This is a genomic window from Streptomyces sp. NPDC006332 (assembly GCF_040612855.1).
Classification (GTDB): Bacteria; Actinomycetota; Actinomycetes; order Streptomycetales; family Streptomycetaceae; genus Streptomyces.
The window spans coordinates 43,399-70,039 of sequence record NZ_JBEXRA010000002.1; the positions used below are offsets into that span (position 1 = coordinate 43,399).

Consider the following 26,641-nt stretch of genomic DNA (forward strand, 5'->3'; position numbering starts at 1 on the left):
CCACCCCGCGCCGTGATACGGTTGCAGAACAACGGCGCGGGGTGGAGCAGCTCGGTAGCTCGCTGGGCTCATAACCCAGAGGTCGCAGGTTCAAATCCTGTCCCCGCTACTGACGTCGGCGACGCGAGTCGTACGCCGACGAAGGCCCGGATCCAAAAGGATCCGGGCCTTCGTCGTGTGCGAACGCATGTGCCGGGAAGGGGCACGGCCATGCTGTGGAGGCGAGTTGGGGGATCTGTGTTTGACTTGTCTCTCTGTGGGCAAGTCGACAAAACGCTGTAGTGACCTCAATGGCTGCGGTATACCAGGTGTACCCAGGTTGCAGGTGGTGCGACGATGGACGTTATGGGGGACAAGGCAACTCTGTTCGAGACAGGGCGTTTTGTGCATCCTTCCGGACCGGACGAGGTCGGGGAGGTGGCTGAGGATGCCGCCGAGGAGGTCCGTCAGCGGCTGGCCGCGGAATCGGGCGACGTCGAGGCGATGAGCGTCCTCGGCGCCATGCTGCTGCGCCGCGGTGATCTCGACGGAGCCGAACCCCATCTGCGGGCGGCCACCGCGGCCGGTGACCGGGCCGCCGCCAACAACCTCGGTGTCCTTCTCCACCAGCGCGGATACGCCGACGAGGCCGCGGGGTGGTGGCGGATCGCCGCCGTCGCCGGGTCCGCGGCGGCCGCGCACGCGCTGGGCCGGCACCACCGCGAGCGGGGCGACGAGCCCGCCGCGGAGTACTGGCTGCGCCAGGCCGCCGAACAGGGCCACGCGCTCGGTGCGTACGCCCTCGCGGATCTGTTGGAGCACCGTGGGGAGGCCGGGGCCGAGCGGTGGATGCGGTCGGCGGCCGAGCGGGGACACCGGGAAGCGGCGTACCGGCTGGCTCGCGCGCTCGATCGCAGGGCCGCGCCCGAGGGAGGGGCCGGGGCCGACGACGGTGTCGTCGCGACCGAGGAGACCGAGCAGTGGTACCGGCAGGCCGCCGCGCGCGGACACCGGCGGGCCGCACTGCACCTCGGGGCGATCCTGGAGAAGCGCGGTGAACTCAAGGAGGCCGGGCGCTGGTACCTGACGTCCGCCAAGGACGGTGAGGCGCGGGCCGCCTGTGCGCTCGGATTCCTGCTGCGCGACGCCGGGGACACCGAGAGCGCCGCCGTGTGGTGGCTGCGGGCCGCGCAGGACGGCGACGGGAACGCGGCGAACGCGCTGGGCGCGCTGCATGCCGAGCGAGGCGAGCCGCAGACCGCCGAGCGGTGGTACAGGGCCGCGATGGACGCCGGGGACGACAACGGGGCGTACAACCTCGGGCTGCTCTGCGCCGAGCAGGGAAGGACCGCGCAGGCCGAGCAGTGGTACCGGCGGGCCGCGTACGCCGGGCACCGGGAGGCGGCCAACGCGCTGGCGATCCTCCTGCTGCAGGTCGGGGACACCGCCGGAGCGGAGCCGTGGTTCTCCAAGGCGGCCGAGGCGGGGAGCGTGGACGCCGCGTTCAACCTGGGGATCCTGTTCGCCGGGCGGGGCGAGGAGACGGTCGCGCTGCGGTGGTACGAGCGGGCGGCGGCGGCCGGGCACACCGAGGCGGCGTTGCAGGTCGGGATAGCGCGGCTGCGGGACGGCGACGAGCAGGAGGCCGAGCGGCATCTGCGGTGTGCGGCGGGGTGCGGGAGCGCGGAGGCCGCGTATCGGCTGGCCACCGTGCTGGACGCGCGACGGCCGCCGGAGCCCGCGCACGAGCTGGGTGAGTCGGTGCACGAGAAGAGCGAATGCGAGGAGTGGTACGAGCGGGCGGCGTCGCAGGGGCACCGGCGGGCGCAGGTGCGGGTCGGGATGCTTGCGGCGGCTCGGGGGGACGTGGTCGAGGCGGCCCGGTGGTACCGGGAGGCGGCCGAGGCGGGGTCCCGGAACGGGGCGTTCAATCTGGGCCTGCTGCTTGCCCGGGAGGGGAGTGAGCCGGAGGCGGCGGTGTGGTGGACTCGGGCGGCTGACGCCGGGCATGGGCGGGCGGCGTTGCGGCTCGCGCTTGTCTACGCGCGTCGGGGGGAGCTGGCGGAGGGGCAGAGATGGGCCGACCGTGCGGTGTCGCTCGGGCCGGTGGAGGTCGCGGAGCGGGCGGCCCGGCTGCGGGACGCGTTGCGGCAGGAGCTGTCGGCGTGACGCGGCGTCGGGCCGCGGCGGGGGCGGCTCGGCCTGTGCTGTCGTCGCTCCCGGCGGGGGCGGCTGACCTGCGTTGATACGCGGCGGTTATTGGATTTGCCTCTGGCTGTGTCGTTGACGTAGTGTTCCATTCATCGACGCGGGGTGGAGCAGCTCGGTAGCTCGCTGGGCTCATAACCCAGAGGTCGCAGGTTCAAATCCTGTCCCCGCTACTGAAGGCCGAGGGCCGGAATCCGAAAGGGTTCCGGCCCTCGGTTCGTTTTCAGGGCCGGTGGCCCACTGCCTCCTCGTAGAGAGCCCTGTTCACGGTCTTCGACTCGGGGAGCGCATCGCCCTCCGTGACGCCCTGGGCGTGGTAGGCCGACTGGAGACGGTCGGTGGTGCCGCTGCGGATCTCCCAGTCCATGCGCAGGGGCGGGGTGGAACGGAGGATCGCCGCGTCCGATTTCAGGAGCCGTGCCAGGTAGGTGACGAAGGTCTCGTCCTTCTTGTAGTCCGCCGCGAAGTACGTGTTGACCGTGCGGATGTACGCGCGGAGCAGGGCCACCCCGGCGTCCACGTCGTCGCTCAGCAGGCTCGGGCCGTACATCATGCCGCCCAGCGGCTCACCCGGCGGCTGTCCACCGAGGAAGGCGTAGCCCGGTTCGCCGTCGACTCGGCGCCAGACCGGGTCGAGGAGCCAGGCCGAGTCGACGCCTCCGTTCTGCAGGGCCGTGAGTACGTCGGCCGAGCCCAGCTGTTGGTACCGGATACGGTCGAGGCCGCCGCCGTGGGCCTTCAGCGCCTTCTCCATCGGGTAGGCGATCACCGAACCCTTGCCGATCATCGTGCCCATGCGACGCCCGGCCATCGTGACCCGGTCCGTGCTCTCCCCGTCCCTCAAGCGCACCCACAGGCCGCTTTTGGACTTCGGGTCGGGGGAGAAGTTCCCCGCCACCCACCTGATGTCGAAGCCGCCCCGGACGCCGTTCATGACCGCCGCCTCCGGGGCCGCCCACAGCGCGTCGACGTCCCCCTTGGCCAGCAGCGGGAGCGCGTCCGGCGTGGGCAGGACCTTCAGTGTGACGTCCAGACCTTCCTTCTCGAACTCGCCCTTGTCGGCGGCCACTTGGAGCGGGGCCACGTACTCGGCGCTCAGGGTCCCCGTCGCGATCGTCAGCTTCCGGGGCTCGGAGAGTGGTCGTGGGGCGGGGGCGCCGGGGCGACAACGGGCCGGCGCGCGGGTCGGTGAGCGGTCCGCCGGGTCCGTCCAGGACCTGTCCTGGCAGCCGTCCACCGGGCGGACCGTGCGGGTCGCCAGGTCCGCCTTCGGCTGCGTGCGGTCCGCCGACGGGGAAGAGCAGGCCGCGGACGCCAGCAGGACGCCGACTGCGACCACGGCACCGTACGCGTGTCCCTTCATGTGCCGTCTCACGGTTCCCCTCATGACTGCCCCCGTCCGCGGTCCCTCGGTGCCCATGGGGTGAGCAACCTGCCCACCAGCCGGATCAGTTCGGAGAAGAGCACACCCAGCGCGGCCACGCAGACGATGCCGACGAACATCACGTCGTTCTGGAACAGCGCGCGGGAGTCGAAGATCAGGTGGCCCAGACCGTTCGTGGCGGCGATCTGTTCCGAGGCGACGATCACCAGGACCGCCACCCCGGCCGCTATCCGGGCGCCCACGAGGACCTGCGGCAACGACGCCGGCAGCAGCACGTGGCGGAACATCTGCCAGGGCGAGGCGCCGAAGACCCGGCCCGCGTCGCGATGGCCGGCCGGGACCGCGATCACCGCCGACATCGTCGATATCCACACGAAGAAGAAGACCGTCGCCGCCACCAGGGCCACCTGGGGGCCCTCGCCCAGGCCGAACATGTTCAGGAAGACCGGGAGCAGGGCGAGCTTCGGTACGACGTACAGCGCGTCCAGGAGGGGTTCGAGGGCGGCACGGACCAGTGGGAGGGAGCCCATCAGCAAACCGAGCGCGTAGCCCGCCGCCGTTCCGATCGCGTAACCCGCCAGGACGCGCTTCAGTGTGGCCCACACATCCGGCCACAGGTCACCGGCCGCCGCCCGGTCCCAGCCGTCGGCGAGGATCGTGGACGGGGCCGGGTAGACGCGGTCGTCGATCCAGGCCCGGGTGGCCGCCAGTTGCCACAGGAGGACCAGGAGGAGCGGGACGGCCACCGCGAGTGACAGTTCCAGGGCGCGGCGGCGGCGGTGGGCGCGTACGGGGTCGAGTTCCGGGGGGCCGGGGCGACGGACGACGAGCGGGTCCCGGCGCGGAGTGATCGTTGTCATGCCGGCACCGCCTCCTTCCGGAGCAGGTCCCACAGCTCGCTCCTGAGGGCCGTGAACCGGGGTGTGGAGCGGATGTCGCCGGTGCGTGGACGCGGGAAGGGCGGACGGCGCTCGGCGATGATCCGGCCCGGGCGGGCCGACATCACCAGGACACGGTCGCCGAGGACGATCGCCTCCTCCAGGCTGTGGGTCACGAAGAGGGTGGTCGTACGGGTGGTCTGGGTGAGCTCCAGCAGCTCCTCCTGGAGGACCATGCGGAGTTGTGCGTCGAGGGCAGCGAAGGGCTCGTCCATGAGCAGCAGTTCGGGTTCGACGGCGAGCGCGCGGGCGATCGCCACGCGCTGACGCATGCCGCCGGAGAGGGTCGCCGGGTAGGCGTGCGCGAAGTCGGCGAGGCCCATGCGGGTCAGCCACTCGTCGGCGCGCGCGTTCGCCACGTGGCGCGGGACGCGCTGGATGTCGAGGCCGAAACGGACGTTCGCCCGGACCGTCTTCCAGTCGTAGATGCCGTAGTCCTGGAAGATCATGGCGGCCGGGCGGGCGCTGGAGGTGCGGATCTCCAGGCGACCCGTGCTCGGACGGAGCAGGCCCGCGGCGATGCGCAGGAGCGTGGACTTGCCGCAGCCGGAGGGGCCGACCAGGCAGACGAACTCGCCGGGGGCGACGGTGACGTCGACGGGGCCCAGGGCCTCGACGGCGTGGGGCGTGCGGCCGAAGGTGCGGGTCAGTTCGGTGGCGTGGAGTTTTGGGTGCGGATCTCCCACGATGGCTCCTCGCGGAGTTCGGTAGGGGGGTGGGCGTGCCGCACGACGATATGACGACCCGTCAGATACGGGAAGGGTGCTGAAGGGGTACGCAGCTCAAAGCCCCGGCATCCATGGGTGCCGGGGCTTGCGAGAAGGGAGGGCTGTGTCGCCGGGGCGGGTCAGGCCGCCGCGCAGTTCGGGCACACGCCGCGGTACGTCACCTCGACGTCGGAGACCGAGAAGCCGAAGCGCTCCGTGTCCGGGAGGTCGGCCAGCGGGTTCCCGGTGGGGTGGACGTCCCGGATGGCGCCGCACTGGGCGCAGACCAGGTGGTGGTGCGGCTGGTGCGCGTTCGGGTCGTACCGCTTGGCGCGCTTGTCGGTGGCGACCTCGAGCACCTCGCCCAGGGTGACCAGCTCGCCCAGCGTGTTGTAGACGGTCGCCCGGGAGATCTCGGGCAGCTTGACGACAGCCCTGGCGTGGACCTCGTCGGCCGTCAGGTGGACGTGTTCGCCGTCGAGGACCTCGGCCACGACGCGTCGCTGCGCGGTCATCCGCCATCCGCGTCCGCGCAGCCGTTCCAGAAGGTCACTCATACCGAACAGCCTAACAGGAAGGGTGACCAGGTTCCGAATGGGTGTGAATTTGGAATAATTTTTGACTTAGACATTATCCATGACGAGATCGGTACCCGGGTTGGTTGCTTGTCATGAGCGTGCGGGCCGGCCCCTCCGGGAGGGAAGGTCCGGCCCGCACGCGTGGTCAGGCCGGCGCGGGCTGTCGGGCCGGGGCCCAGCAGCGGATGATGTCGCGCACCGAGACGATGCCGACCGGCTCGTCGCGGTCGAGCACGATCAGGTGACGGAAGCCGCCGTGCGCCATGGCGCGGGCCGCCTCCTCCAGGGTCCAGGCCGGGGCGGCGAAGACGACGTCGGTGGTGGTGTGGGAGTGGACGTGCTCCGTGTCCGGGCTCTGACCGAGCCCCACGGAGTTGAGGATGTCGCGTTCGGTCAGGATGCCGATGCCGCCGGCGTCGGGATCGAGGACGATCGCGGCGCCGACGCGGCGCGCGGACATCAGGGATGCCGCTCTGCGGAGGGTGTGGGCGGGGCCGATGGTGAGAACCACCGTGCTCATGGCGTCGCGGACCAGCATGGGTTCCGAGTCACCTCCTGGGGCCGCCGAGTTCGTTCAGCGGTTCACAAGTTCACAAATGAGGGTGCTCTCAGAGTGGCAGGTAAAGCGGAGGTCAACAAGAGGGCGCACGCGGCCGATTGAGGGCGTGCGCGCCCATCCGCGCCCGCCGTCGGCGCCGGTGTCTTCTCGCCCCGGCAGTGACCCTCGCCGGTCAGTAGCGCTCGTTGAGATAACCCAGGAACTCGTCGTGCAGCAGCCCGTTGGAGGCCGCCGCGTTGCCGCTGTGCGGGCCCGGGCGGCCGTCGAGACCCGTGAAGGTGCCGCCCGCCTCCGTCACGATGATCGCGTTCGCGGCCATGTCCCAGAGCGAGAGCTCCGGTTCGGCGCAGAGGTCCACCGAGCCCTCGGCGACCATCATGTAGGGCCAGAAATCGCCGTACGCGCGCGTGCGCCACACCGCGCGGGTCAGGTCCAGGAAGCCGCCCAGACGTCCCTGGTCCTCCCAGCCGGTGAGCGAGGAGTACGCGAAGGAGGCGTCGGACAGATTCGAGACACGGGAGACCCGCAGCCGGGAGGCGGCGGTGAGACTGCGGCCGGTGAAGGCGCCGTGTCCCTTCGCGGCCCACCAGCGGCGGCCGAGGGCGGGAGCGGAGACCACGCCGACGACGGGCTGGTAACCGCCCTCCGCCGCCTCCATGAGGGAGATGAGGGTGGCCCATACGGGCACCCCCCGTACGTAGTTCTTCGTACCGTCGATCGGGTCGATGACCCAGCGGCGGGGGCCGGTGCCCTCGATGCCGTACTCCTCGCCGAGGACCGCGTCGCGGGGCCGGGCGCGTTGGAGGTGGCCCCGGATGAGTTCCTCCGCGGACTTGTCCGCTTCGCTGACCGGGGTCATGTCCGGCTTCGTCTCGACCTTGAGATCGAGGGCCTTGAAGCGGTCCATGGTGGCCGCGTCCGCCGCGTCCGCGAGGACGTGGGCGAGGCGGAGGTCGTCGTGGTAATCGGGCATGTAGGGAACGGTATCTGCCGAGGTGGGTACGGGCTACAGGGGGCCTTCATGATCGGGGCGCCCGGTATGGAGGCTGATGTGAGCCGGCCGGGCGCCCCCGCGCGCCCCCGCGAACCCTTGACAGTGACTCTGCGCGCGTCAAATCTGGGCGCAGAGCCGATCGCCCCGGGAGGCGATGATGCCTGCAGCGCGGGAAACCCTGCTGGATGCCGCTCACACGGCGCTGACGCGCCGGCCGTGGTCCGCGGTACGGATGGTGGACGTGGCCGCCTCGGCCGGAGTGTCCCGGCAGACCCTGTACAACGAGTTCGGCAGCAAGGAAGGCCTGGCTCGCGCGCTCGTCCGGCGAGAGGCGGACGGCTACCTCACCGGAGTCGAGCGGGCGCTGACCGGACACGGGGACGCCCTGGCGCGGCTGACCGCCACCGCCGAGTGGACGGCGTCCACCGCCCAGGAGAACGCCCTCGTACGGGCCATGCTCACCGGCTGCTGGAGCGAGCGGCTGCCCTCCCCGCCTCTGAAGGCCGTGCCGTCCTCTTCGGTCGTTCCGGCGCAGCGCCGGGCGGACGGCCCGCTCCCGTCGCCCGGTGACTTCGTGACCCTCGTCCGTGACCGCGCCGTCACCGTGCTCGCCGGGCCCGGCACGCCCAAGTCGCAGTCCGCCGACCTGGCTCGCTCCTGCGAACTCGTCGTCCGCATCGCCCTGTCGTGCGCGGCCGCGCCGCCCGGCGAGGGCGGACTGGCGGATCTCGTACGGAGCGCGCTGCCGCGCCAGTTGACGCTGTGACGACGGGCCCGGCCGGGCGGAGGGGACTCGGTGTGGCGATTGTTGGCGGGCCGCCGGCTCAGGTGCGGTGGCACCCCGGGGCGGTCGCCCGGTCTCAGTGAGCGGACCCCGACAACTGCAGGCCGATCACGCCGATGATCACCAGGCTGATCGAGACGATCTTCAGCGTCGACACCAGGTCACCGAGGAATATCATCCCGTAGATCGCCGTGCCCGCCGCGCCGATGCCGGTCCACACCGCGTACGCCGGGCCCACGTCGAGCTTGCGCAGGGCCAGGGTCAGCAGACCGAAGCTGCCGAGTGCGAAGGCGCAGAACGCGATCGTCGGCCACAGCCTGGTGAAGCCGTGCGAGAGCTTCAGACAGACGGCGAACCCGGTCTCCAGGAACCCGGCCACGATGACCAGCAGCCACGCCATGTGCTGTCCTCTCGTATGTCCACGTGTTGAAGCGTTCGGTGACTGCCCTGTCCGGCTCTGGTCAGGCTTGGATCCGGTTCGGTGCGCGATTATGCCCTTACCAGACCTACGGGACGACAAACAACGCGGAGTTCAGTCGCCTTCCGTGCGTTCCCTCGTGGACAGCAGCCGGCGCAGTGAGTACAGGCGGGCCGGGTCCGCGTGGCCGTCCGCCACCCACTGGTCCAGCGCGCAGTCCGGCTCGTCGTGACTGCACGCGCGCGGGCAGCCCTCGGTGCCCGGCTCCAGGTCGGGGAAGGCGTTGATCACCCGGGACGGGTCCACGTGGTGCAGACCGAACGACCGCAGGCCCGGGGTGTCGATCACCCAGCCGTCGTCTCCCGCCAGCGGCAGCGCGAGCGCCGAGGTGGTGGTGTGGCGGCCGCGCCCGGTCACCGCGTTCACATGGCCGGTGAGTCGGCGGCGGTCCTGAGGGACCAGCGAGTTCACCAGAGTCGTCTTGCCCACGCCCGAGTGCCCGATGAACGCCGTGATCCTGCCGTCGAGTTCCTCGCGCACCCGGTGCACCGCGTCGCCGTTCTCCAGTTCCGCGCGGCTGGTGACGACGAAGGGGATGTCGAGGTCGCCGTACAGCTCCAGGAGTTTGTCGGGCGGCGCCAGGTCCGACTTCGTCATCACCAGCAACGGCTCCAGACCGCCGTCGAACGCGGCCACCAGGCAACGGTCGATGAGGCGCGGGCGGGGCTCCGGGTCGGCCAGGGCCGTGACGATCGCCAGCTGGTCGGCGTTGGCGACGACCACCCGCTCGTAGGGATCGTCGTCGTCGGCCGTGCGCCGCAGGACCGACGTGCGCTCCTCGATGCGGACGATGCGTGCGAGGGTGTCCTTCTTGCCGGTCAGGTCACCGATGATGGCGACCCGGTCGCCGACCACCGCGGCCTTGCGGCCCAGTTCGCGGGCCTTCATCGCCATGACGATCCGGCCGTCGACGAGGCAGGTCAGCCGGCCGCGGTCGACGGTGAGGACCATGCCCTCGACGGCGTCCTCGTGCTTGGGCCGGATGTGCGTCCGGGGCCGGTTGCCCCTGCGGTTGGGGCGGGAGCGGATGTCGTCCTCGTCGGTGTGCTTGCCGTAGCGGCGCATGCGAAGCCCCTAAGCCCTGAGCATCCCGGTCCACAGGTCGGGGAAGTCCGGCAGCGTCTTCGCCGTCGTCGCCACGTTCTCGATCCGTACTCCCTCGACCACCAGGCCGATGATCGCTCCGGCCGTCGCCATGCGGTGGTCCTCGTACGTGTGGAAGTTCCCGTCGTGCAGTGCGCGCGGGCGGATGTGCAGACCGTCGGCGGTCTCGGTGACGTCACCGCCGAGTTCGTTGATCTCCTTGGTGAGCGCGGCCAGCCGGTCCGTCTCGTGCAGACGCAGATGGGCCACGCCCCGCAGCGTGGAGGGGGAGTCCGCGAGGGCCGCGACCGCCGCGATGCCCGGGGTCAGCTCGCCGACCTCGCCCAGGTCCACATCGATACCGTGGATCGCACCCGATCCGGTGAACTCCAGGCCGTAATCGGTCAGTTCGCAGGTGCCGCCCATCTCGGTGAAGATCTCGCGCAGCCGGTCACCGGGCTGGGTGGTGCGGGCCGGCCAGTCCGGGATCACGACCCTGCCGCCGGTCACCAGGGCCGCCGCCAGGAACGGCTGGGCGTTGGAGAGGTCCGGCTCGATGGTCAGGTCACGGCCGAGCAGGGCGCCCGGGGTGACCCGCCAGACGTTCGGCTCGCCGCCCGACTCCGGGGTGTCCACCTGGGCGCCGACCGCGCGCAGCATGTCGACGGTCATCCGGATGTGCGGCATGGAGGGCAGCGTGGAACCGGTGTGGCGGACCTCCACACCCTGGTTGAAGCGCGGGGCGGACAGCAGGAGGGCGCTCACGAACTGGGACGACGAGGACGCGTCGATCTCCACCGGGCCGCCGTCCAGGGCACCTGAGCCGTGCACCGTCAGCGGCAGCGCGCCGCGGCCGTCGTCGTCGATACGGGCGCCGAGAACCCGCAGCGCGTCGATCACGCCGTGCAGGGGACGTTCGTACGACCTCGGGTCGCCGTCGAAGCGGATGGGGCCGTCGGCGAGCGCGGCGACCGGGGGCAGGAAGCGCATCACCGTGCCGGCGTTGCCGACGTCGACCGTGGCCGGGCCGCGCAGGCCCGCCGGGAGCACCCGCCAGGTCTCGCCGGTGCCGTCGGGGCCCACGCCCTCCTCGATACCGACACCCATGGTGCGCAGCGCGTCGGCCATCAGCAGGGTGTCGCGGGAGCGGAGGGGACGGCGCAGCCAGCCCGGTTCGGAGGCGAGGGCCGCAAGCACCAGGGCGCGGTTGGTGACCGACTTGGACCCGGGCACGTGGACCGTGGCGTCGACGGCGCCGCTCGCGTGCGGGGCGGGCCAGAGGGCGGTGTCTGCGGGGTTCGGGGCCATGGGGCCACTCTATAAGGAGGCGGTCGGGCGGGTGCGGGAGCATTGTGGCTGGTCGCACCCACGGGGGCGGGCGCCTGTGGACACGGCCCGGCGCCGCCGACGTGCCGCGCTCGGGGCCTCACACCTCCAGCAGCCAGCGCCCCCCACCCATCAGCGCGCACAGCGAGACCGCGTGGAACAGAAACAGCCACAGTCCCGCCGGTACGTGCGTCAGCCGCGACAACTGGTCCGCGTCCGAGTCGCCCGCACCGCCGCGTGCCCGCTTCGCCTGGAGTTCGAAGGCCGGACGCACCCCGCCGATCAGCAGGAACCAGACCACCGCGTACGCGAACGCGGCCTGCACCTGGGGACCGGTCAGCCAGGACACCATCACGAACGTCCCGCCGGAGACGACCACGGTGAGCGCGCCGTAGGCGTTGCGGATCATCACGAGCATCGCGACCAGCAGGGCGGTCGCCAGCCACAGCAGGGCGGTGATGTGGCCGGAGGCGAGCAACGCGGCGCCGCCGAGGCCCAGCAATGGGGGAGCGGTGTAGCCGGCGGCGGCCGTGAGGATCATGCCGAGGCCGTGCGGCTTGCCGCGGCTGACGGTCAGCCCGCTGGTGTCCGAGTGAAGTCGTATGCCGGTGAGGGTGCGGCCGGTGAGCAGCGCGATCAGGCCGTGGCCGCCCTCGTGCGCGATGGTGATGGCGTTGCGCGATATGCGCCACAGCGGGTGCGGGACGACCACGGCGAGCGAGGCGGCCAGCGTCGCGAGCACCACCCACAGGTCGGGGTCGGGCTGACTGCCGAAGATCTCGTCCCAGAGGGAGGCGAGCGATTCGGAGGCGGTGGTGTGCATGGTCGGCGGTGGCTCCGTGGGTGTCGGTCAACAGGGTCTGACGCGTGGCGCGATCGTCGGGGAGTGGTGGTCGGGCGACGGGTGGGCCTGGCAGTGTGGCATGTATGTGCGGACGGTATGCAGCGAGTCGTGGCCCCGAGGATCTCGCGGGAACCTTTGAGGTCGAGAAGTGGGAGCCCGAGGAGACCCTGGCACCCGACTACAACGTGGCCCCGACCAAGGAGGTCTACGTGGTCCTCGACCGCCCTCTCAAGGACGCGGACGATCCGCGACCGGTTCGCCAGCTGCGGAAGCTGAAGTGGGGGCTGGTCCCGAGCTGGTCCAAGACCCCCGAGGGCGCTGCCAGGATGATCAACGCGCGCGCGGAGACCGTCCACGAGAAGCCGTCGTACCGGCGGGCCTTCGCCGCCCGGCGCTGCGTCATCCCCGCCGACGGCTACTACGAGTGGGTCACCGGGGCGCAGGAGCGGGACCTGGAGGTCGAGGGGAAGAAGAAGCGGCCCCGCAAGCAGCCCTACTTCGTGCTCCCGGCCGACGGGTCCGTGTTCGCGATGGCCGGGCTGTACGAGTTCTGGCGGGACCGGACCCTGCCCGACGACCACCCGGGCGCCTGGTGGGCGACCTGCTCCGTGATCACCACGGAGGCGGAGACGAGCCCGCTCGCCGTGGCACCCGAGTCGGGGCCGCACTCGCTGGCCGAGATCCACCCCCGGATGCCGCTGATGCTGACCCCGGACCGCTGGGACGCGTGGCTGGACCCTTCCCGTACGGACCTCGACGATCTGCGCCCGCTGCTCGCACCGCCGCCCGAGGGCCTGATGCGGGCGTACCCGGTGACCACCGCCGTCAGCAACGTCCGCAACAACGGACCGGAGCTGCTGAAGGAGCTGGAGGGGCCCGAAGAGGGCACACTCTTCTGACGTGACAGAGATCGACGTGACAGAGATCATCGACACCGAAGCCGGTGCCGCCCGCATCACCTGGCACGAGGCGCAGAAGGCACGGCTGGTGCTGGCCGTCAGCCACGGCGCCGGAGGCGGTATCGAGGCACGCGACCTGCGGGCACTCGCCCAGGCCCTCCCGGAGCACGGCGTGACCGTGGCCCTCGTCGAACAGCCCTGGCGGGTGGCCGGGAAGAAGCTGGCGCCCGCGCCCAGGACGCTGGACGTGGGCTGGCGGGGCGTCTGGCCCGCACTCGCCGAACCAGGACTCCCGGTGATCTCCGGCGGACGCAGCGCGGGGGCCCGCGTCGCCTGCCGCACCGCCACCGAACTGGGCGCACACGCCGTGCTCGCCCTCAGCTTCCCGCTGCACCCTCCGGGCAAGCCCGAGAAGTCCCGCGCCGAGGAGCTGCTCGGCGCCGGGGTGCCCACCCTCGTCGTACAAGGGGGGAACGACCCGTTCGGAAAGCCGTCCGAGTTCCCCGAAGGGGCGTACGAGCTGGTCGAGGTTCCGCACGGCGATCACGGCTTCGCGGTGCCGAAGCGGGCGGAGATCACGCAGGAGCAGGCAGTGAGGCTCGTCACTGACGGTGTCCTCGCGTGGGTCGCGTCACTGGAGTAATGGCTCGGGAATGTTGCGGGCCGGGCCCGGCGTTGTGGCGGACAGAAGTGCTGAAGCACAGGCACCGACGTCGTACGAGAGGAAGTCCGCCGCATGGGTTCGACCACCTGCCCGAGCCGCAGCGCCCGCGCCGACCTGGACTGGACGGTGCTGCACGCGGCGAAGACCGCCCCTATTCGGGCGGCGGGCGGACCGGATCGTCGTCTATCCTCCGATTCTGGCGCGACCGGTCTCGGTCACGTCCGGAATCTTGAGGAGGTGGGTCCGGTCACCGGTACCGACGCAGGGACCGATCACGGCCAGGCGGAGCAGCCCGAGGGCCAGGGCAGCAAGGGCGCCGAGTCGGCCGCGGAGCGCAGTGCGCGCTTCGAGCGGGACGCGCTCGAGTTCCTCGACCAGATGTACTCGGCCGCTCTGCGCATGACGCGCAACCCGGCCGACGCCGAGGACCTGGTGCAGGAGACGTATGCCAAGGCGTACGCGTCCTTCCACCAGTTCCGTGAGGGCACCAACCTCAAGGCGTGGCTGTACCGGATCCTCACCAACACCTTCATCAACTCGTACCGCAAGAAGCAGCGCGAACCCCAGCGCTCCGCGGCCGAGGAGATCGAGGACTGGCAGCTCGCCCGTGCCGAGTCGCACATGTCGACCGGTCTGCGCTCCGCCGAGTCGATGGCGCTCGACCACCTGCCCGACTCGGACGTGAAGGAAGCACTTCAGACGATCCCCGAGGAATTCCGCATCGCCGTCTATCTCGCGGACGTCGAGGGCTTTGCGTACAAGGAGATCGCGGACATCATGGGGACACCCATCGGTACGGTGATGTCCCGGCTGCACCGGGGCCGCCGTCAACTGCGCGGCATGCTCGAGGACTACGCCCGTGAGCGCGGACTGGTCCCGGCCGGTGCCGGAGAGTCGAACGAAGCGAAAGGTTCGGGCTCATGAGCTGCGGAGAGCCGCACGAGACGGACTGCAGTGAGGTACTCGATCATCTGTACGAGTTCCTCGACAGTGAGATGCCGGACGTCGACCGCGACAAGTTCAAACAGCACTTCACGGAGTGCTCGCCGTGCCTGGAGAAGTACGGCCTGGAAGAGGCCGTGAAGAAGCTGGTCAAGCGGTGCTGCGGCCATGACGACGTGCCGACCGACCTGCGCTCCAAGGTCCTGGGACGGCTCGACCTGATCCGCTCCGGCCAGACCGTGCCCGAGCACGACGTCACAGCGACCCCGCAGGAGTCCTGAACTCCCGCCCCTGCCCCTGCCCGATCGACGAGTCTCGGGCACGCGCTGAACGGCCGGCCATCACCCGAACGTGCTAACCGCGGGCCATGAGCCCGCGCCTCCCCTCCCGCCGTCCTAGGCTCCGGACCCGGAGCAGGTATGGCCGGGGAGGGGCGCGATGGACGCGGTACCGGCACGGGCACGGGTGTACGTCGCCTGTGTCGTCGTCCTCGCGCTGATCTGCCTGGCCCCGTTGCCGGACGTACGCACACCCTGGTGGGCGGTCGCCCTGCTCGCCGCGCTGTACGCCGGTTGCGAGCGCGCGACCGCCCGTCGGCGGTTCGCCGGAACGTTCCACCCCGTCCTGCTCGCCGGAGCCTTCCTGCTGCCACCGCCCGCCGCCGCGCTGGTCGCGCTGCCGGGGGCACTGCTGTCCTGCGTGGAGCAGCGGTCGCGATGGCTGCGGCGGGTGTGGCGGGCCGCCCAGCTCGGCGTCTCCGTGTGGGTGGCCGCGCGGGTGCACGGGGCGCTCGGCGGAGAGGGCGCCGTCGGCGACCCCGACTTCCCGTACGCGCTCGCCCCGGCCGGCGCCGCGGTGCTCGCGTTCTGCCTGGCGCTGAGCGTGCTGGACACGGGCATCCTGGTCCTCGCGGAACGCGTCCCGGTACGACGGGCCTGCCGGGGGCTGTTCCTGCGTTCCCTCGCGCCGGTCGCCGTGCAGGGGCTCGCCGGGCTGATGATGGCGGTGCTGTGGCGCAGCCCCTACGGGCCCGTCGCCGCGCTGCTGGTCCTGCTGCCGATGTGTGTGTCCTGGTGGGTCTTCGCGCAGTACCACCGGCAGCGGGCCGCCCACCAGGCGACGATCCGGGCGCTGGTGCAGGCCGTCGACATCAAGGACTGCTACACGCGCGGGCACAGCGAGCGGGTCGGGCAGGCCTCGATGATGATCGCCCGCGAACTGGGGATGCCCGAAGAGCGCGTCGAGGTGCTGCGGTTCGCCGGCATCCTGCACGACGTGGGGAAGCTGGGCGTGCCCACCCGGCTGCTGCGCAAGGACGGCCCGCTGACCGCCGAGGAACGGCGGGTGATCGAGCTGCATCCCGAGTACGGGCACGAGATGGTCCGGGGGATCTCCTTCCTCGGGGAGGCCCGGGCCGCCGTGCTGCACCACCACGAGCGGCTGGACGGAAGCGGATACCCGTACGGCCTGGCGGGCGGTCAGATCCCGGAGTCCGCACGGGTGGTGGCCGTCGCGGACGCGTTCGACGCCATGACGTCCACCCGGTCCTACCGGCGGGCGCGGCCCGTGCACGCGGCGCTGGAGGAACTCGGCCGCTGCGCCGGAACCCAGTTCGACCCCCGGATGGTGACGGCCCTCGTGCGAGCACTGGGCCGATGGGGATACCCGCGCCCGAGCGAGGCCGACGGCCGGGGAGGCTGGTATCCCGCCGTCACCGGGGACGAGACCGCAGACATGCCCCGGCCCCGCCCCTCCGGCGCCCACCTGCCGGGAGCACACCGATGAGCCACCGCCGGCGTCCCCTCCTCCTCACCCTCGTCCACACCTGTGCCGCTCTCCTCGCCCTTCTCTCCCTCGCCGTCACCTGCTGGACCGGCCTCGAGGAACGCGGTGCCGCCCTGGCCTTCGGAGCACTGGTCACCGTCGGTGAGCTCACCCGGTGGACCGGCGCCCAGGGCGGAAAGGCAGCTCCACTGGCGGCCGCTGGGGCGCTGGCCTACGCCCTGCAAGGAGCGGACGCCGGGCAGCCCACGCGGCACGGCGCCCTCCAGGTGGTCAGCGTCGTACTCGCCGCGGCCCTCCTCGGCAGCGTGCCGCACATCGCGCGCGGCCACGGTCCGACCCAGGACCACCTGGCCCGCCGGGTGCTCACCGTCGGATTCGCCGCCGCGTGCTTCCAACCCCTCTACCACCAGGGGAGGTTCGGGAACTGGGACGGCCCGGCCTATGCCCTGCTGGTGCTCGCGCTGCTCTCGCTCACCGCGCTGTGCGACGCCGTGCTCGCCGCCGCGCTGGCCCACTCCCGCACCCGCTGGCCCTTCGGTCCGTTGCTGCGGGACGAGTTGCGGGCGCTGCTCGGGATCGGGTCCGCGGTCTGCGCGAGCGGGGCGGTGATGGCACTCGGGGTGGCCGTCGTCGGCCTGTGGGCGGTGCCCGTGTTCTCGCTGCCGCTGCTGCTCACCCAGCTGTCCCTGCGGCGCTACGCCGCCGTCCGGGCCACCTACCGGCAGACCATCGCCTCCCTCGCCCGGGCCACCGAGATCGCCGGGTACACCCCCGTCGGGCACGCCCGCCGGGTCGCCGCGCTCAGTCTCGCGGTCGGCCGGGACCTCGGGCTGTCCGGGGCCGAGCTCACCGTGGTGGAGTACGCGGCCCTCATGCACGACATCGGGCAGTTGAGCCTCGTCGACCCCGTACCGGCGGGCGCCACCGCCACGCTGCCCCAGTCGGAGCAGCGCCGCATCGCCCTGCTCGGCGGCGCCGTGGTCCGGCAGACCGGGGTGGACGCGCAGGTCGCGGCGGTCGTGGAGCGGCAGGCCGACCCCTGCGCGGAGCAGCCGCTCGGCGCACGGATCGTGCGGGCCGTCAACGCGTACGAGGAGAAGGCGCGGGACGCCGGGCCCGGCGGGCCCCTGACGGCACTGGAGGAGCTGCGCCTGGGCGGCGCCGGGGTGTACGCACCCGAGGTGGTCGAGGCGCTGGCCAGAGTCCTGACAAGGGACTGTCTGACCCCCGCCCAGGCTGGGTAACCCATGGGTAATGAGCGCCCTTCCAGCCGTACGTGGTTGGATGCGATGGAGAGGGTGTCCGGGGGCACAGCCAGCCCACTGAACGGAACTGGCAGGCGGGAATCGTGAGGATCTTCGGCAAGGGACGGCACCGGCCCTCCGCCTCCTGGCGGCAGGCCACAGACCGTGCGTTCACGCTGATCGGCGACGGTCGGTACGAGGACGCGGGCGCACTGCTGACGCGGGCCGCCGATCTGGAGCCCTGGCTGTCGGAGTCCTGGTTCAACCTCGCCCTCCTCCACAAGTTCCGGCACGACTGGGAGCAGGCCCGGGCGGCGGGACTGCGTGCCGTGGCACTGCTCGACCGGGAGACCGGGGCGCCCGACTGGTGGAACGTCGGCATCGCCGCCACCGCCCTGCAGGACTGGCCGCTGGCGCGACGGGCCTGGCAGGCGTACGGGCTGCGGGTGCCCGGCGGCGCCACCGCGAACGGCGAACCGCTCGGCATGGACCTCGGCAGCGCGGCCGTACGCCTGTCCCCGGAAGGGGAGGCGGAGGTGGTGTGGGGACGGCGGCTGGATCCCGCCCGCATCGAGGTGCTGTCCATTCCGCTGCCGTCGTCCGGGCGACGCTGGGGCGAGGTCGTCCTGCACGACGGGGTGCCGCACGGGGAGCGGACCACCGCGGCCGGGCACGCCTATCCGGTGTTCGACGAGATCGAGCTGTGGGCGCCGTCGCCGGTGCCGACCTGGGTGGTGCTGCTGGAGGCCGCGAGCGAGGACGACCGGGACGCGCTGGAGCAGCTGGCCGCGGACGCGGGGTTCGCGGCGGAGGACTGGTCGTCGTCGGTGCGGTTGCTGTGCCGGATGTGCTCCGAGTCGCGGATGCCGTCCGACGAGGGCGACGGCGAGCATCTCGACCCGCATGATCACAGTGAGCCGGGGCATCCCGGGCCGCTCCAGCACCGGACCGACGGGCAGCTGTGGGTGCCGGAGCGGGAGTGCGGGGTGGCCGCGCCGGCTTCGCTGGTCCGGGGGTTGTTGGACGGGTGGGTCGCGGACAGCCCCGAGTCCAGGGACTGGCGGGATCTGGAAGAGGTCTGCTGAACGGATCCTGCGCCGCGGGGCTGCCCTTAGGCTGTACTCGCGGAAATTCCCAGGCTTGCAGGAAGGCATACGTCGGTCATGGCGCAGCAGGACACCGATCAGCAGCACGCGGGCGTGCTCCCCGTGGACGACGAGGGCTTCGTCATCGACACCGAGGACACCGAGGAGCGCGAGACCGCCTGGCGTGAGCGTGGCACCTCGCGGCCGATCACGGTGGTCGGCAACCCGGTGCTGCACAAGGAGTGCAAGGACGTCACCGAGTTCGGCGCGGAGCTGGACCAGCTGGTGGCGGACATGTTCGCCTCGCAGCGCACCGCCGAGGGTGTGGGTCTGGCCGCCAACCAGATCGGCGTCGACCTGAAGGTCTTCGTGTACGACTGCATGGACGACGAGGGCCGGCGGCACGTCGGGGTGGTCTGCAACCCCAGGGTCGTCGACCTGCCTGCCGACAAGCGCCGACTGGACGACAGCAACGAGGGCTGCCTGTCGGTGCCGACCGCCTACGCGCCGCTGGCCCGCCCGGACTACGCCGAGGTGACCGGCCAGGACGAGAAGGGCAACCCCGTCAAGGTGCGCGGCACCGGCTACTTCGCTCGGTGTTTGCAGCACGAGACCGATCACCTGTACGGGTACCTCTACATCGACCGGCTCTCCAAGCGTGAGCGAAAGGACGCGCTGCGGCAGATGGCCGAGAACGAGCCCCGCTACCCCGTGGTCGCCAACGGCTGACACCACCCGGGCCTCACATCTCCCTTCCGTACGGCGTCTGTTCAGGGGTTTGGACCCCGAACAGGCGCCGTACGTCTGTCCCTCGCACGTTCGATCCCATGTGCACCCTCAATGATCCAGAATCAGTCGGGCAAGGGGAGAATCTCAGCACTGTGGGATAGCGAATGGAGCAAATCCGTTCCCATAGTGGTCAGTTGTGGTGCTGAATGGAAGTGCGGGGATACGCAACGGCGCACGCCCGGCACGGCGGGAGGGGCGTGCGTCAACTGGCGGCTGGAAGGGGTTTGTTCGTGCCTGCTTTCCCACACAGCACCACATCGACACCGACGGCGATCGCGGTTCCACCGTCACTCTCTCTCCCGGTGATCGAGGCAGCGTTTCCCAGGCAACTGCACCCGTATTGGCCCAGGCTCCAAGAGAAGACCCGAAGCTGGCTGACGGAAAAACGGCTCATGTCGCCGGACAAGGTGCGGGAATATGCCGATGGCCTGTGCTACACCGACCTCATGGCGGGCTACTACCTGGGCGCCCCCGACGAGGTCCTGCAGGCGATAGCGGACTACAGCGCGTGGTTCTTCGTCTGGGACGACCGCCATGACCGTGACATCGTGCACGGTCGCCCGGCCGCCTGGCGGCAGCTCAGGTTCCGGTTGCACCGGGCCCTGGACTCCCCGCGGGACCACCTGCACCACGAGGATCCCCTGGTCGCCGGGTTCGCCGACAGCATGGTGCGGTTGTACTCGTTCCTGCCCCGGACGTGGAACGCCCGCTTCGCCGGCCACTTCCACGAGGTGATCGAGGCGTACGACCGGGAATTCGGCAACCGCACCGAGGGGATCGTCCCGACGGTCGAGGAATACCTGGCACTGCGTCGGCTCACCTTCGCGCACTGGATTTGGACCGACCTTCTGGAGCCGAGCGCCGGCCGCGAACTACCGGCGCGGGTCAGAAACCATCCGGCATATCGGCGGGCGGCACTGCTGAGCCAGGAATTCGCCGCCTGGTACAACGACCTCTGCTCACTTCCCAAGGAATTGGCGGGCGACGAGGTGCACAATCTCGGGATCAGTCTCATCAAACACGAGGGGCTGACCCTGGAAGAAGCGATAGCGGAAGTCCGGCGGCGTGTGGAGGAATGCGTGACGGAATTCCTCGTGGCCGAACAGGACGCCTTGAGCCTCTCCGACGAACTGGCCGACGGCACCGTGCACGGAAAAGAACTGAGCGCCGCCGTCGAGGCCTGCGTCAGCAATATGCGGAACTGGTTCAGCGCCGTCTACTGGTTCCACCACGAGTCCGGCCGGTACCGGGTCGACAGCTGGGACGACCCGTCCACACCCCCGTACGTCAACAACGAAGCGGCAGGTGAGTGATGACCGTCGAGTCTGTGAAGCCCGAGATGTCTTCGACCGCTCAGGTGCGTGAGGCGCCCCTCGCGGGCGGGGGCGCCCTGGGCCTCGGCCACGGCTGGAAGCTGGTCCGCGACCCGCTGGGCTTCCTGGCCCGGCTGCGCGACGACGGCGACCTCGTCCGGCTGCGGCTCGGACCGAAGACGGTGTACGCCGTCACCGCGCCGCACCTCGTCGGCGACATGCTCACCAGCCCCGGCTACGAGATCGGCGGACCGCTCTGGGACACCCTGGACGTCCTGCTCGGCAAGGGGGTCGCGACCAGCAACGGGCCGCTGCACCGACGCCAGCGGCAGACCATCCAGCCCTCGTTCCGCAAGGACGTCATCCACGAGTACGAGCGGGTCATGGTCGAGGAGTCCTTGGCCTTCGCGGCGCGCTGGCAGCCGGGGGACACCGTGGACGTCACCTCGGAGGCGTTCCGGGTGGGTGTGCGCATGACGGCCCGGTGCTTCCTGCAGATCGAGCACATCGACGGTCTGGCCGAGCGGCTGAGCACCGCCCTCGCCACCGTGTTCGGCGGTATGTACCGGCGGATGATCCTCTCCTTCGGCCCCTTCTATCGGCTCCCGCTGCCCTCGCACCGGGAATTCGACCGAGCATTGGCCGAATTGCATCTGCTGGCCGACGAGGTCATCGCGGAACGCCGGGCCGCCACCGAGAAGCCCGACGATTTGCTCACCGCCTTGCTGGAGGCAAAGGACGAAAACGGTGAACCGGTCAACCATCAGGAGGTGCACGATCAGGTCATCGCGATACTCACCCCGGGCAGCGAAACCGTCGGGTCCCAGTTGATGTGGATCTTGCAGTTGCTGGCGGAACATCCGGAACACGCGGACCGGGTGAGCGAAGAGGTGAAATCGGTTGTAGGTGACCGCGTGATCACATTCGGCGATCTCCACAAGCTCACCCACACGAACAATGTCGTCACCGAGGCGCTGCGCTTACGCCCCGCTGTCTGGATTCTGACTCGGCGGGCCATGGCCGAAACCGAGCTGGGCGGGTATCGCATTCCGGCCGGGGCGGACATCGTGTACAGCCCGCTGGCGCTCCAGCGCGACCCGCGGTCGTACCGGCAGCACCTCGACTTCGACCCCGACCGCTGGCTGCCGGGACACTCCGAGGAGGTGCCGAAGTACGCGATGAGTCCCTTCAGCGCGGGCAACCGCAAATGCCCCGCCGACCACTTCTCGGTGGCCGAACTCGGCATCATCCTGGCGACCGTGATCCCCCGGTGGCGCTTCGAACGGCTCCCGGAGGCCGACGAGTCGACCCGGGTGGGCATCACCCTGCGGCCGAAGCGGCTGCTGCTGAGGGCGGTGCCGCGGTGACGGGGTGGGACCGCGGTCGGTGCGGCGAGGACTGACGTTCGACGGCATGGGAGACGGGGCGGGGACCGAGGGGTCAGGCCGCGTCGGTACCGGCTTCCAAGCCCGCCTCCGGCCCCTGGAAGGTGCGCCGGTAGGCGTTCGGCGTGGTCCCGAGCACCCGGACGAACTGGTGACGCAGCGCGGCCGCGTTACCGAACCCGGTGCGACCGGCGATCGTGTCCACCGTCTCGTCCGTCGCCTCCAGCAACCGCTGGGCCAGCAGCACCCGTTGCCGCAGGATCCAGCGGTAGGGAGTCGTCCCCGTCTCCTGCTGGAAGCGGCGCGCGAAGGTGCGCGGTGACATGTGCGCACGCTCGGCGAGCTGCTCCACGGTGATCTCCTCGTCGAGGTGCCGCTCCATCCACACCAGCGTCTCGCCGACGGTGTCGCCCTGCGACCGCGGCAACGGGCGCTCGATGTACTGGGCCTGGCCGCCCTCCCGGTGCGGCGGTACCACCATCCGCCGGGCGATCTTGTTGGCTACCTCGGGGCCCTGCTCCTTGCGCACGATGTGCAGACAGGCGTCGATACCGGCGGCGGTGCCGGCCGAGGTGATCACGGGCTCCTCGTCGACGTAGAGCATGTCGGGTTCGACGGTCAGCCGGGGATACGCCCGTGCCAGCGCGTCCGCGTGATGCCAGTGCACGGCGCAGCGCCGGCCGTCGAGCAGCCCGGCCGCGGCGAGCACGAAGACGCCGGAGCAGACGCTGAGCACCCGCGCCCCGCGGTCGACACCGCGCCGCAGGGCGTCCAGCATCTCGGGCGGGAAGGTCCGGGTGTCGTAGTGCGCACCCGCCGGTACGGCGATCAGGTCGGCCGACTCCAGGCGCTCCAGGCCGTGCTCCACCCGCATCGAGAAGCCCGAGCGGGTGCTGAGGGTGGGCCCCTCGGCCGAGACGACCGCGAAGTCGTACACGGGCAGGCCGTCGTCACTGCGGTCGGTGCCGAACACCTCGCAGACGACGCCCAGTTCGAAAGGATTCACACCGTCGAGCAGGACGGCGACCACGTTCTGCAGCATGCTGCCAGTGTGCCTCAGGGTTGGCAGTAAATCGAGGGTGTGCGGCAGTCCTGCCACTGTCGGTAAGGAGTCAGGGACGCGACAGTGGTGTCATGACTACCGCACAGACACAAGGACTGATCGCGATGCTCACCGTCCTCGGAATCCTCGTCCTCCTGGCCCTCCCGTCCACGGTTGGGATCCTGCGCGACAGGCGCATCGACCGTCAGATCAGGGAGGCCCAGGAGGCCCGCGAGGCGTCGGAGGATCAGAAGTCCTCGTCCAGGTCCACGGTGCCCTCCACCGCGACCTGGTACGCCGACGGACGCCGCTCGAAGAAGTTGGTCAGCTCCTGAACCCCCTGCAGCTCCATGAAGGAGAAGGGGTTCTCCGAGCCGTACACCGGGGCGAAGCCGAGGCGCGTCAGGCGCTGGTCGGCGACGCACTCCAGGTACTGCCGCATCGAGTCGGTGTTCATGCCCGGCAGACCGTCACCACACAGGTCGCGCCCGAACTGCAGCTCGGCCTCGACGGCCTCCCTCAGCATGTCGGTGACCTGCTGCTCGAGCCGGTCGTCGAACAGCTCCGGCTCCTCCTTGCGGACGGTGTCCACGACGTCGAACGCGAAGCTCATGTGCATCGTCTCGTCGCGGAACACCCAGTTCGTGCCGGTGGCCAGACCGTGCAGCAGACCCCGGCTGCGGAACCAGTAGACGTACGCGAAGGCACCGTAGAAGAACAGGCCCTCGATGCACGCGGCGAAGCAGATGAGGTTGAGCAGGAAGCGGCGGCGGTCGGCCTGGGTCTCCAGCCGGTCCAGCTTCTCGACCTCGTTGATCCACTTGAAGCAGAACTCGGCCTTCTCGCGGATGGACGGGATGTTCTCCACCGCGTCGAAGGCGGCCGTCCGGTCCTCCGGGTCGGGGAGGTAGGTGTCCAGGAGCGTCAGATAGAACTGGACGTGCACGGCCTCCTCGAAGAGCTGCCTGCTCAGGTACAGGCGCGCCTCTGGGGAGTTGATGTGCTTGTACAGCGTGAGCACCAGGTTGTTCGCGACGATCGAGTCGCCCGTCGCGAAGAACGCGACCAGGCGCCCGATCAGGTGCTGCTCGGCCGGCGTCATCTTCGAGAGGTCGGCGACGTCCGAGTGGAGGTCCACCTCCTCGACGGTCCAGGTGTTCTTGATGGCGTCCCGGTAGCGCTCGTAGAAGTCCGGGTAGCGCATCGGGCGCAGGGTCAGCTCGAAGCCCGGGTCGAGGAGGTTCTGGTTACGGGTGGTGCTGGTCATTACTGGCAGGCCTCGCAGGACTCGGGGTTTTCCAGGGAGCAGGCGACGGCGTCCTCGGGCGCCGGCTGCTGGGCGGGGACGGCGGCTCGTGCCGCGCGGGCGATACGGGTCGCCGGGCGTGAGCGCAGGTAGTACGTCGTCTTCAGGCCCGACTTCCAGGCGTACGCGTACATCGAGGAGAGCTTGCCGATGGTCGGCGTCTCCAGGAAGAGGTTCAGGGACTGCGACTGGTCCAGGAACGGGGTCCGGGCGGCGGCCATGTCGATCAGGCCGCGCTGCGGGATCTCCCACGCCGTGCGGTACAGGGCCCGTACGTCCTCGGGGATCCAGCTGAATTCCTGCACCGAGCCGTTGGCCTCGCGCAGGGCCTCCCGGGTGCGCGCGTCCCAGACGCCGAGCCGCTTCAGGTCCTTCACCAGGTACGAGTTGACCTGGAGGAACTCACCGGACAGCGTCTCCCGCTTGAACAGGTTGGAGACCTGCGGCTCGATGCACTCGTACACGCCGGCGATCGAGGCGATGGTGGCGGTGGGGGCGATGGCGAGCAGCAGGGAGTTGCGCAGGCCGGTGGCGGCGATCCGGGCGCGCAGGGCGGCCCAGCGCTCGGGCCAGGTGAGCTCGGTGTCGTAGTGGTCGGGATGCAGGACACCCTTGGCGGTGCGGGTCTTCTCCCAGGCCGGCAGCGGGCCGCTGCGCTCGGCGAGGTCGGCGGAGGCCTCGTACGCGGCGAGCATGACGCGCTCGGCGAGACGGGTCGAGAGCGCCTTGGCCTCGGGCGAGTCGAAGGGCAGGCGCAGTTGGAAGAAGACGTCCTGCAGACCCATCGCGCCGAGGCCCACCGGACGCCACTTGGCGTTGGAGCGGCCCGCCTGCTCGGTCGGGTAGAAGTTGATGTCGACGACCCGGTCGAGGAAGGTCACGGCGGTGCGGACGGTCTCGTCCAGCCGCTCCCAGTCGATGTCCCCGTTCTTGACGAAGGCGCCGAGGTTGACCGAGCCCAGGTTGCAGACCGCCGTCTCCCCGTCGTCCGTGACCTCCAGGATCTCCGTGCAGAGGTTCGAGGAGTGCACCACATGACCCGGCTCGGCCGTCTGGTTGGCGGTGCGGTTGGCGGCGTCCTTGAAGGTCATCCAGCCGTTGCCGGTCTGGGCGAGGGTGCGCATCATGCGGCCGTACAGGTCACGGGCGGGGATGGTCTTCTTCGCCAGTCCGTTCGCCTCCGCCCGGCGGTAGGCGGCGTCGAACTCCTCGCCCCACAGGTCGACCAGCTCGGGTACGTCGGCGGGGGAGAACAGTGACCACGGCGCGTCGGCGTTCACGCGCCGCATGAACTCGTCCGGGATCCAGTGCGCGAGGTTCAGGTTGTGCGTACGGCGGGCGTCCTCGCCGGTGTTGTCGCGCAGCTCCAGGAACTCCTCGATGTCCGAGTGCCAGGTCTCCAGGTAGACCGCGGCCGCGCCCTTGCGCCGGCCGCCCTGGTTCACGGCGGCGACCGAGGCGTCGAGGGTCTTCAGGAACGGGACGATGCCGTTGGAGTGCCCGTTCGTGCCGCGGATCAGCGAACCCCGCGAGCGGATGCGGGAGTACGCGATGCCGATGCCGCCCGCGTGCTTCGAGAGCCGGGCCACCTGGTGGTAGCGGTCGTAGATGGAGTCCAGCTCGTCCTGGGGGGAGTCGAGGAGATAGCAGGACGACATCTGGGGGTGCCGGGTGCCGGAGTTGAAGAGGGTGGGGGAGGAGGGGAGGTAGTCGAGCCGGCTCATGAGCCCGTAGAGCGCGGCGACCTCGTCGACGGAGCGGTGGGTGTCGTCCTCGGCGAGGCCGGACGCAACCCGGAGCATGAAGTGCTGGGGCGTCTCGATCACGCGGCGGGTGATCGGGTGCCGCAGGAGATAGCGGCTGTGCAGGGTGCGCAGTCCGAAGTAACCGAAGCCGTCGTCGGCCCGGGGGTCGATGAGGGTGTCGAGGCGGTCCGCGTGGACGCGCACGAACTCGGCCGTACGGTCGGCGATCAGGCCTTCCCGGTGCCCGACGGCGACCGAGCCGGTGAAGGACGTGACGCCCTGCGAGGCGGCCTCGGCGCGGATGCTGATGGCGAGCAGGCGGGCGGCCAGCCGCGAGTACACGGGGTCCTCGGAGATGAGGCCGGCGGCGGCCTCGGTGGCCAGTTCGCGCAGCTCCGACTCGTCCCCCCGCGCAGAGCGGCCGCGCAGCGCGGCGGCGGCGACCCGGCCGGGGTCGGCGTCGGGGAGGTCGGCGGTCAGCTCGGCCAGGGTCCGCTGCAACGCGGTTCCGGGGCCGTCGGGTTCCACAGGAGCTGTCGCTGATACCGGATCGGCTGACGCGATGGTCACGTGGGGGCTC

General features: G+C 70.7%; 25 protein-coding genes and 2 tRNA genes. 14 read left to right on the forward strand and 13 right to left on the reverse strand.

Features of this window, described 5'->3' with window-relative positions; genetic code table 11:
* The first annotated feature begins 35 nt into the window (after positions 1-35).
* The 3 genes from ABZ027_RS02365 (at position 36) to ABZ027_RS02375 (ending at position 2,360) form a co-directional block, all read left to right on the forward strand.
* Positions 36-109: transfer RNA gene (locus ABZ027_RS02365), tRNA-Met, on the forward strand.
* A gap of 227 nt (positions 110-336) precedes the next feature.
* Positions 337-2,148 (forward strand): tetratricopeptide repeat protein, encoded by a 1,812-nt coding sequence (locus ABZ027_RS02370; RefSeq protein WP_356763522.1) that lies wholly within the window; start codon positions 337-339, stop codon positions 2,146-2,148.
* 138 nt (positions 2,149-2,286) lie between these two features.
* Positions 2,287-2,360: transfer RNA gene (locus ABZ027_RS02375), tRNA-Met, on the forward strand.
* Positions 2,361-2,410: 50 nt separating this feature from the next.
* On the opposite strand, the gene ABZ027_RS02380 is transcribed toward ABZ027_RS02375, so the two are convergent.
* The 6 genes from ABZ027_RS02380 to hisN all read right to left on the reverse strand — a co-directional run bounded on the left by ABZ027_RS02380 (position 2,411) and on the right by hisN (position 7,326).
* On the reverse strand, positions 2,411-3,550 hold the full coding sequence (locus tag ABZ027_RS02380) for an ABC transporter substrate-binding protein (protein WP_356763524.1): 1,140 nt from the start codon (positions 3,548-3,550) through the stop codon (positions 2,411-2,413).
* Between the two features lie 20 nt (positions 3,551-3,570).
* Positions 3,571-4,431 carry an ABC transporter permease gene (locus ABZ027_RS02385; RefSeq protein WP_356763526.1) on the reverse strand — a complete coding sequence of 287 codons (861 nt, stop codon included), beginning with the start codon at positions 4,429-4,431 and terminating at the stop codon, positions 3,571-3,573.
* Positions 4,428-5,195 carry an ABC transporter ATP-binding protein gene (locus ABZ027_RS02390; RefSeq protein ID WP_356763528.1) on the reverse strand — a complete coding sequence of 256 codons (768 nt, stop codon included), beginning with the start codon at positions 5,193-5,195 and terminating at the stop codon, positions 4,428-4,430. The genes ABZ027_RS02385 and ABZ027_RS02390 overlap by 4 nt, the downstream gene beginning before the upstream one ends.
* 161 nt (positions 5,196-5,356) lie before the next feature.
* Positions 5,357-5,773 (reverse strand): Fur family transcriptional regulator, encoded by a 417-nt coding sequence (locus ABZ027_RS02395; RefSeq protein WP_356763530.1) that lies wholly within the window; start codon positions 5,771-5,773, stop codon positions 5,357-5,359.
* Between the two features lie 166 nt (positions 5,774-5,939).
* Complete coding sequence (locus tag ABZ027_RS02400) at positions 5,940-6,332, reverse strand: CBS domain-containing protein (RefSeq protein ID WP_356763532.1); 393 nt, start codon at positions 6,330-6,332, stop codon at positions 5,940-5,942.
* 193 nt (positions 6,333-6,525) lie between these two features.
* Complete coding sequence (hisN, locus tag ABZ027_RS02405; protein ID WP_356763534.1) at positions 6,526-7,326, reverse strand: histidinol-phosphatase; 801 nt, start codon at positions 7,324-7,326, stop codon at positions 6,526-6,528.
* Positions 7,327-7,501: 175 nt separating this feature from the next.
* Here hisN and ABZ027_RS02410 point away from each other — a divergent pair, with 175 nt between their 5' ends.
* A complete protein-coding gene (locus tag ABZ027_RS02410) occupies positions 7,502-8,113 on the forward strand; it encodes a TetR/AcrR family transcriptional regulator (protein ID WP_356763536.1) in 612 nt (203 codons plus the stop codon).
* A gap of 94 nt (positions 8,114-8,207) precedes the next feature.
* Here ABZ027_RS02410 and ABZ027_RS02415 read toward each other — a convergent pair whose 3' ends face one another.
* The 4 genes from ABZ027_RS02415 to ABZ027_RS02430 form a co-directional block, all read right to left on the reverse strand.
* Positions 8,208-8,531 carry a multidrug efflux SMR transporter gene (locus ABZ027_RS02415; RefSeq protein ID WP_356763538.1) on the reverse strand — a complete coding sequence of 108 codons (324 nt, stop codon included), beginning with the start codon at positions 8,529-8,531 and terminating at the stop codon, positions 8,208-8,210.
* A gap of 132 nt (positions 8,532-8,663) precedes the next feature.
* Positions 8,664-9,674 (reverse strand): ribosome small subunit-dependent GTPase A, encoded by a 1,011-nt coding sequence (rsgA, locus tag ABZ027_RS02420; protein ID WP_356763540.1) that lies wholly within the window; start codon positions 9,672-9,674, stop codon positions 8,664-8,666.
* A 9-nt stretch (positions 9,675-9,683) separates the two neighbouring features.
* Positions 9,684-11,000: a 3-phosphoshikimate 1-carboxyvinyltransferase gene (aroA, locus tag ABZ027_RS02425; RefSeq protein ID WP_356763542.1), complete on the reverse strand. Its 1,317-nt coding sequence runs from the start codon at positions 10,998-11,000 to the stop codon at positions 9,684-9,686.
* Between the two features lie 118 nt (positions 11,001-11,118).
* Complete coding sequence (locus ABZ027_RS02430) at positions 11,119-11,841, reverse strand: M50 family metallopeptidase (RefSeq protein WP_356763544.1); 723 nt, start codon at positions 11,839-11,841, stop codon at positions 11,119-11,121.
* Between the two features lie 104 nt (positions 11,842-11,945).
* On the opposite strand from ABZ027_RS02430, the gene ABZ027_RS02435 reads away from it, so the two are divergent.
* The 10 genes from ABZ027_RS02435 to ABZ027_RS02480 all read left to right on the forward strand — a co-directional run bounded on the left by ABZ027_RS02435 (position 11,946) and on the right by ABZ027_RS02480 (position 21,950).
* Entirely contained in the window at positions 11,946-12,761 is an 816-nt protein-coding gene (locus ABZ027_RS02435; RefSeq protein ID WP_356763546.1) for an SOS response-associated peptidase, read from the forward strand.
* A 10-nt stretch (positions 12,762-12,771) separates the two neighbouring features.
* Positions 12,772-13,404 (forward strand): alpha/beta family hydrolase, encoded by a 633-nt coding sequence (locus ABZ027_RS02440; RefSeq protein WP_356763960.1) that lies wholly within the window; start codon positions 12,772-12,774, stop codon positions 13,402-13,404.
* Between the two features lie 258 nt (positions 13,405-13,662).
* Positions 13,663-14,349 carry an RNA polymerase sigma factor SigR gene (gene sigR, locus ABZ027_RS02445; RefSeq protein WP_356763962.1) on the forward strand — a complete coding sequence of 229 codons (687 nt, stop codon included), beginning with the start codon at positions 13,663-13,665 and terminating at the stop codon, positions 14,347-14,349.
* A complete protein-coding gene (gene rsrA, locus ABZ027_RS02450; RefSeq protein ID WP_356763548.1) occupies positions 14,346-14,648 on the forward strand; it encodes a mycothiol system anti-sigma-R factor in 303 nt (100 codons plus the stop codon). The genes sigR and rsrA overlap by 4 nt, the downstream gene beginning before the upstream one ends.
* A gap of 157 nt (positions 14,649-14,805) precedes the next feature.
* Entirely contained in the window at positions 14,806-16,152 is a 1,347-nt protein-coding gene (locus tag ABZ027_RS02455; RefSeq protein ID WP_356763550.1) for an HD-GYP domain-containing protein, read from the forward strand.
* Positions 16,149-17,396 carry a metal-dependent phosphohydrolase gene (locus tag ABZ027_RS02460; protein WP_356763552.1) on the forward strand — a complete coding sequence of 416 codons (1,248 nt, stop codon included), beginning with the start codon at positions 16,149-16,151 and terminating at the stop codon, positions 17,394-17,396. Before ABZ027_RS02455 ends, ABZ027_RS02460 begins: the two co-directional genes overlap by 4 nt.
* 104 nt (positions 17,397-17,500) lie before the next feature.
* A complete protein-coding gene (locus ABZ027_RS02465) occupies positions 17,501-18,481 on the forward strand; it encodes a hypothetical protein (RefSeq protein WP_356763554.1) in 981 nt (326 codons plus the stop codon).
* 78 nt (positions 18,482-18,559) lie between these two features.
* Positions 18,560-19,210 carry a peptide deformylase gene (gene def / locus ABZ027_RS02470; protein ID WP_356763556.1) on the forward strand — a complete coding sequence of 217 codons (651 nt, stop codon included), beginning with the start codon at positions 18,560-18,562 and terminating at the stop codon, positions 19,208-19,210.
* A gap of 290 nt (positions 19,211-19,500) precedes the next feature.
* Complete coding sequence (gene cyc1 / locus ABZ027_RS02475; protein ID WP_356763558.1) at positions 19,501-20,583, forward strand: epi-isozizaene synthase; 1,083 nt, start codon at positions 19,501-19,503, stop codon at positions 20,581-20,583.
* Entirely contained in the window at positions 20,583-21,950 is a 1,368-nt protein-coding gene (locus ABZ027_RS02480) for a cytochrome P450 (protein WP_356763560.1), read from the forward strand. Before cyc1 ends, ABZ027_RS02480 begins: the two co-directional genes overlap by 1 nt.
* A gap of 73 nt (positions 21,951-22,023) precedes the next feature.
* On the opposite strand, the gene ABZ027_RS02485 is transcribed toward ABZ027_RS02480, so the two are convergent.
* The 3 genes from ABZ027_RS02485 to ABZ027_RS02495 form a co-directional block, all read right to left on the reverse strand.
* Complete coding sequence (locus ABZ027_RS02485) at positions 22,024-23,010, reverse strand: helix-turn-helix domain-containing protein (RefSeq protein ID WP_356763562.1); 987 nt, start codon at positions 23,008-23,010, stop codon at positions 22,024-22,026.
* 247 nt (positions 23,011-23,257) lie between these two features.
* A complete protein-coding gene (locus ABZ027_RS02490) occupies positions 23,258-24,277 on the reverse strand; it encodes a ribonucleotide-diphosphate reductase subunit beta (protein WP_356763564.1) in 1,020 nt (339 codons plus the stop codon).
* On the reverse strand, positions 24,277-26,631 hold the full coding sequence (locus ABZ027_RS02495) for a ribonucleoside-diphosphate reductase subunit alpha (RefSeq protein WP_356763566.1): 2,355 nt from the start codon (positions 26,629-26,631) through the stop codon (positions 24,277-24,279). Before ABZ027_RS02495 ends, ABZ027_RS02490 begins: the two co-directional genes overlap by 1 nt.
* Positions 26,632-26,641: the final 10 nt, after the last annotated feature.

What these genes read in the sequence shown, in the direction of transcription:
- ABZ027_RS02370 (WP_356763522.1), top strand. Translation starts at nt 337, where the DNA reads ATGGACGTTATGGGGGACAAGGCAACTCTGTTCGAGACAGGGCGTTTT.
- ABZ027_RS02380 (WP_356763524.1), bottom strand. Translation starts at nt 3,550, where the DNA reads ATGAAGGGACACGCGTACGGTGCCGTGGTCGCAGTCGGCGTCCTGCTG.
- ABZ027_RS02385 (WP_356763526.1), bottom strand. Translation starts at nt 4,431, where the DNA reads ATGACAACGATCACTCCGCGCCGGGACCCGCTCGTCGTCCGTCGCCCC.
- ABZ027_RS02395 (WP_356763530.1), bottom strand. Translation starts at nt 5,773, where the DNA reads ATGAGTGACCTTCTGGAACGGCTGCGCGGACGCGGATGGCGGATGACC.
- ABZ027_RS02400 (WP_356763532.1), bottom strand. Translation starts at nt 6,332, where the DNA reads ATGCTGGTCCGCGACGCCATGAGCACGGTGGTTCTCACCATCGGCCCC.
- hisN (WP_356763534.1), bottom strand. Translation starts at nt 7,326, where the DNA reads ATGCCCGATTACCACGACGACCTCCGCCTCGCCCACGTCCTCGCGGAC.
- ABZ027_RS02410 (WP_356763536.1), top strand. Translation starts at nt 7,502, where the DNA reads ATGATGCCTGCAGCGCGGGAAACCCTGCTGGATGCCGCTCACACGGCG.
- ABZ027_RS02415 (WP_356763538.1), bottom strand. Translation starts at nt 8,531, where the DNA reads ATGGCGTGGCTGCTGGTCATCGTGGCCGGGTTCCTGGAGACCGGGTTC.
- rsgA (WP_356763540.1), bottom strand. Translation starts at nt 9,674, where the DNA reads ATGCGCCGCTACGGCAAGCACACCGACGAGGACGACATCCGCTCCCGC.
- aroA (WP_356763542.1), bottom strand. Translation starts at nt 11,000, where the DNA reads ATGGCCCCGAACCCCGCAGACACCGCCCTCTGGCCCGCCCCGCACGCG.
- ABZ027_RS02430 (WP_356763544.1), bottom strand. Translation starts at nt 11,841, where the DNA reads ATGCACACCACCGCCTCCGAATCGCTCGCCTCCCTCTGGGACGAGATC.
- ABZ027_RS02435 (WP_356763546.1), top strand. Translation starts at nt 11,946, where the DNA reads ATGTGCGGACGGTATGCAGCGAGTCGTGGCCCCGAGGATCTCGCGGGA.
- rsrA (WP_356763548.1), top strand. Translation starts at nt 14,346, where the DNA reads ATGAGCTGCGGAGAGCCGCACGAGACGGACTGCAGTGAGGTACTCGAT.
- ABZ027_RS02455 (WP_356763550.1), top strand. Translation starts at nt 14,806, where the DNA reads ATGGACGCGGTACCGGCACGGGCACGGGTGTACGTCGCCTGTGTCGTC.
- ABZ027_RS02460 (WP_356763552.1), top strand. Translation starts at nt 16,149, where the DNA reads ATGAGCCACCGCCGGCGTCCCCTCCTCCTCACCCTCGTCCACACCTGT.
- def (WP_356763556.1), top strand. Translation starts at nt 18,560, where the DNA reads ATGGCGCAGCAGGACACCGATCAGCAGCACGCGGGCGTGCTCCCCGTG.
- ABZ027_RS02480 (WP_356763560.1), top strand. Translation starts at nt 20,583, where the DNA reads ATGACCGTCGAGTCTGTGAAGCCCGAGATGTCTTCGACCGCTCAGGTG.
- ABZ027_RS02485 (WP_356763562.1), bottom strand. Translation starts at nt 23,010, where the DNA reads ATGCTGCAGAACGTGGTCGCCGTCCTGCTCGACGGTGTGAATCCTTTC.
- ABZ027_RS02490 (WP_356763564.1), bottom strand. Translation starts at nt 24,277, where the DNA reads ATGACCAGCACCACCCGTAACCAGAACCTCCTCGACCCGGGCTTCGAG.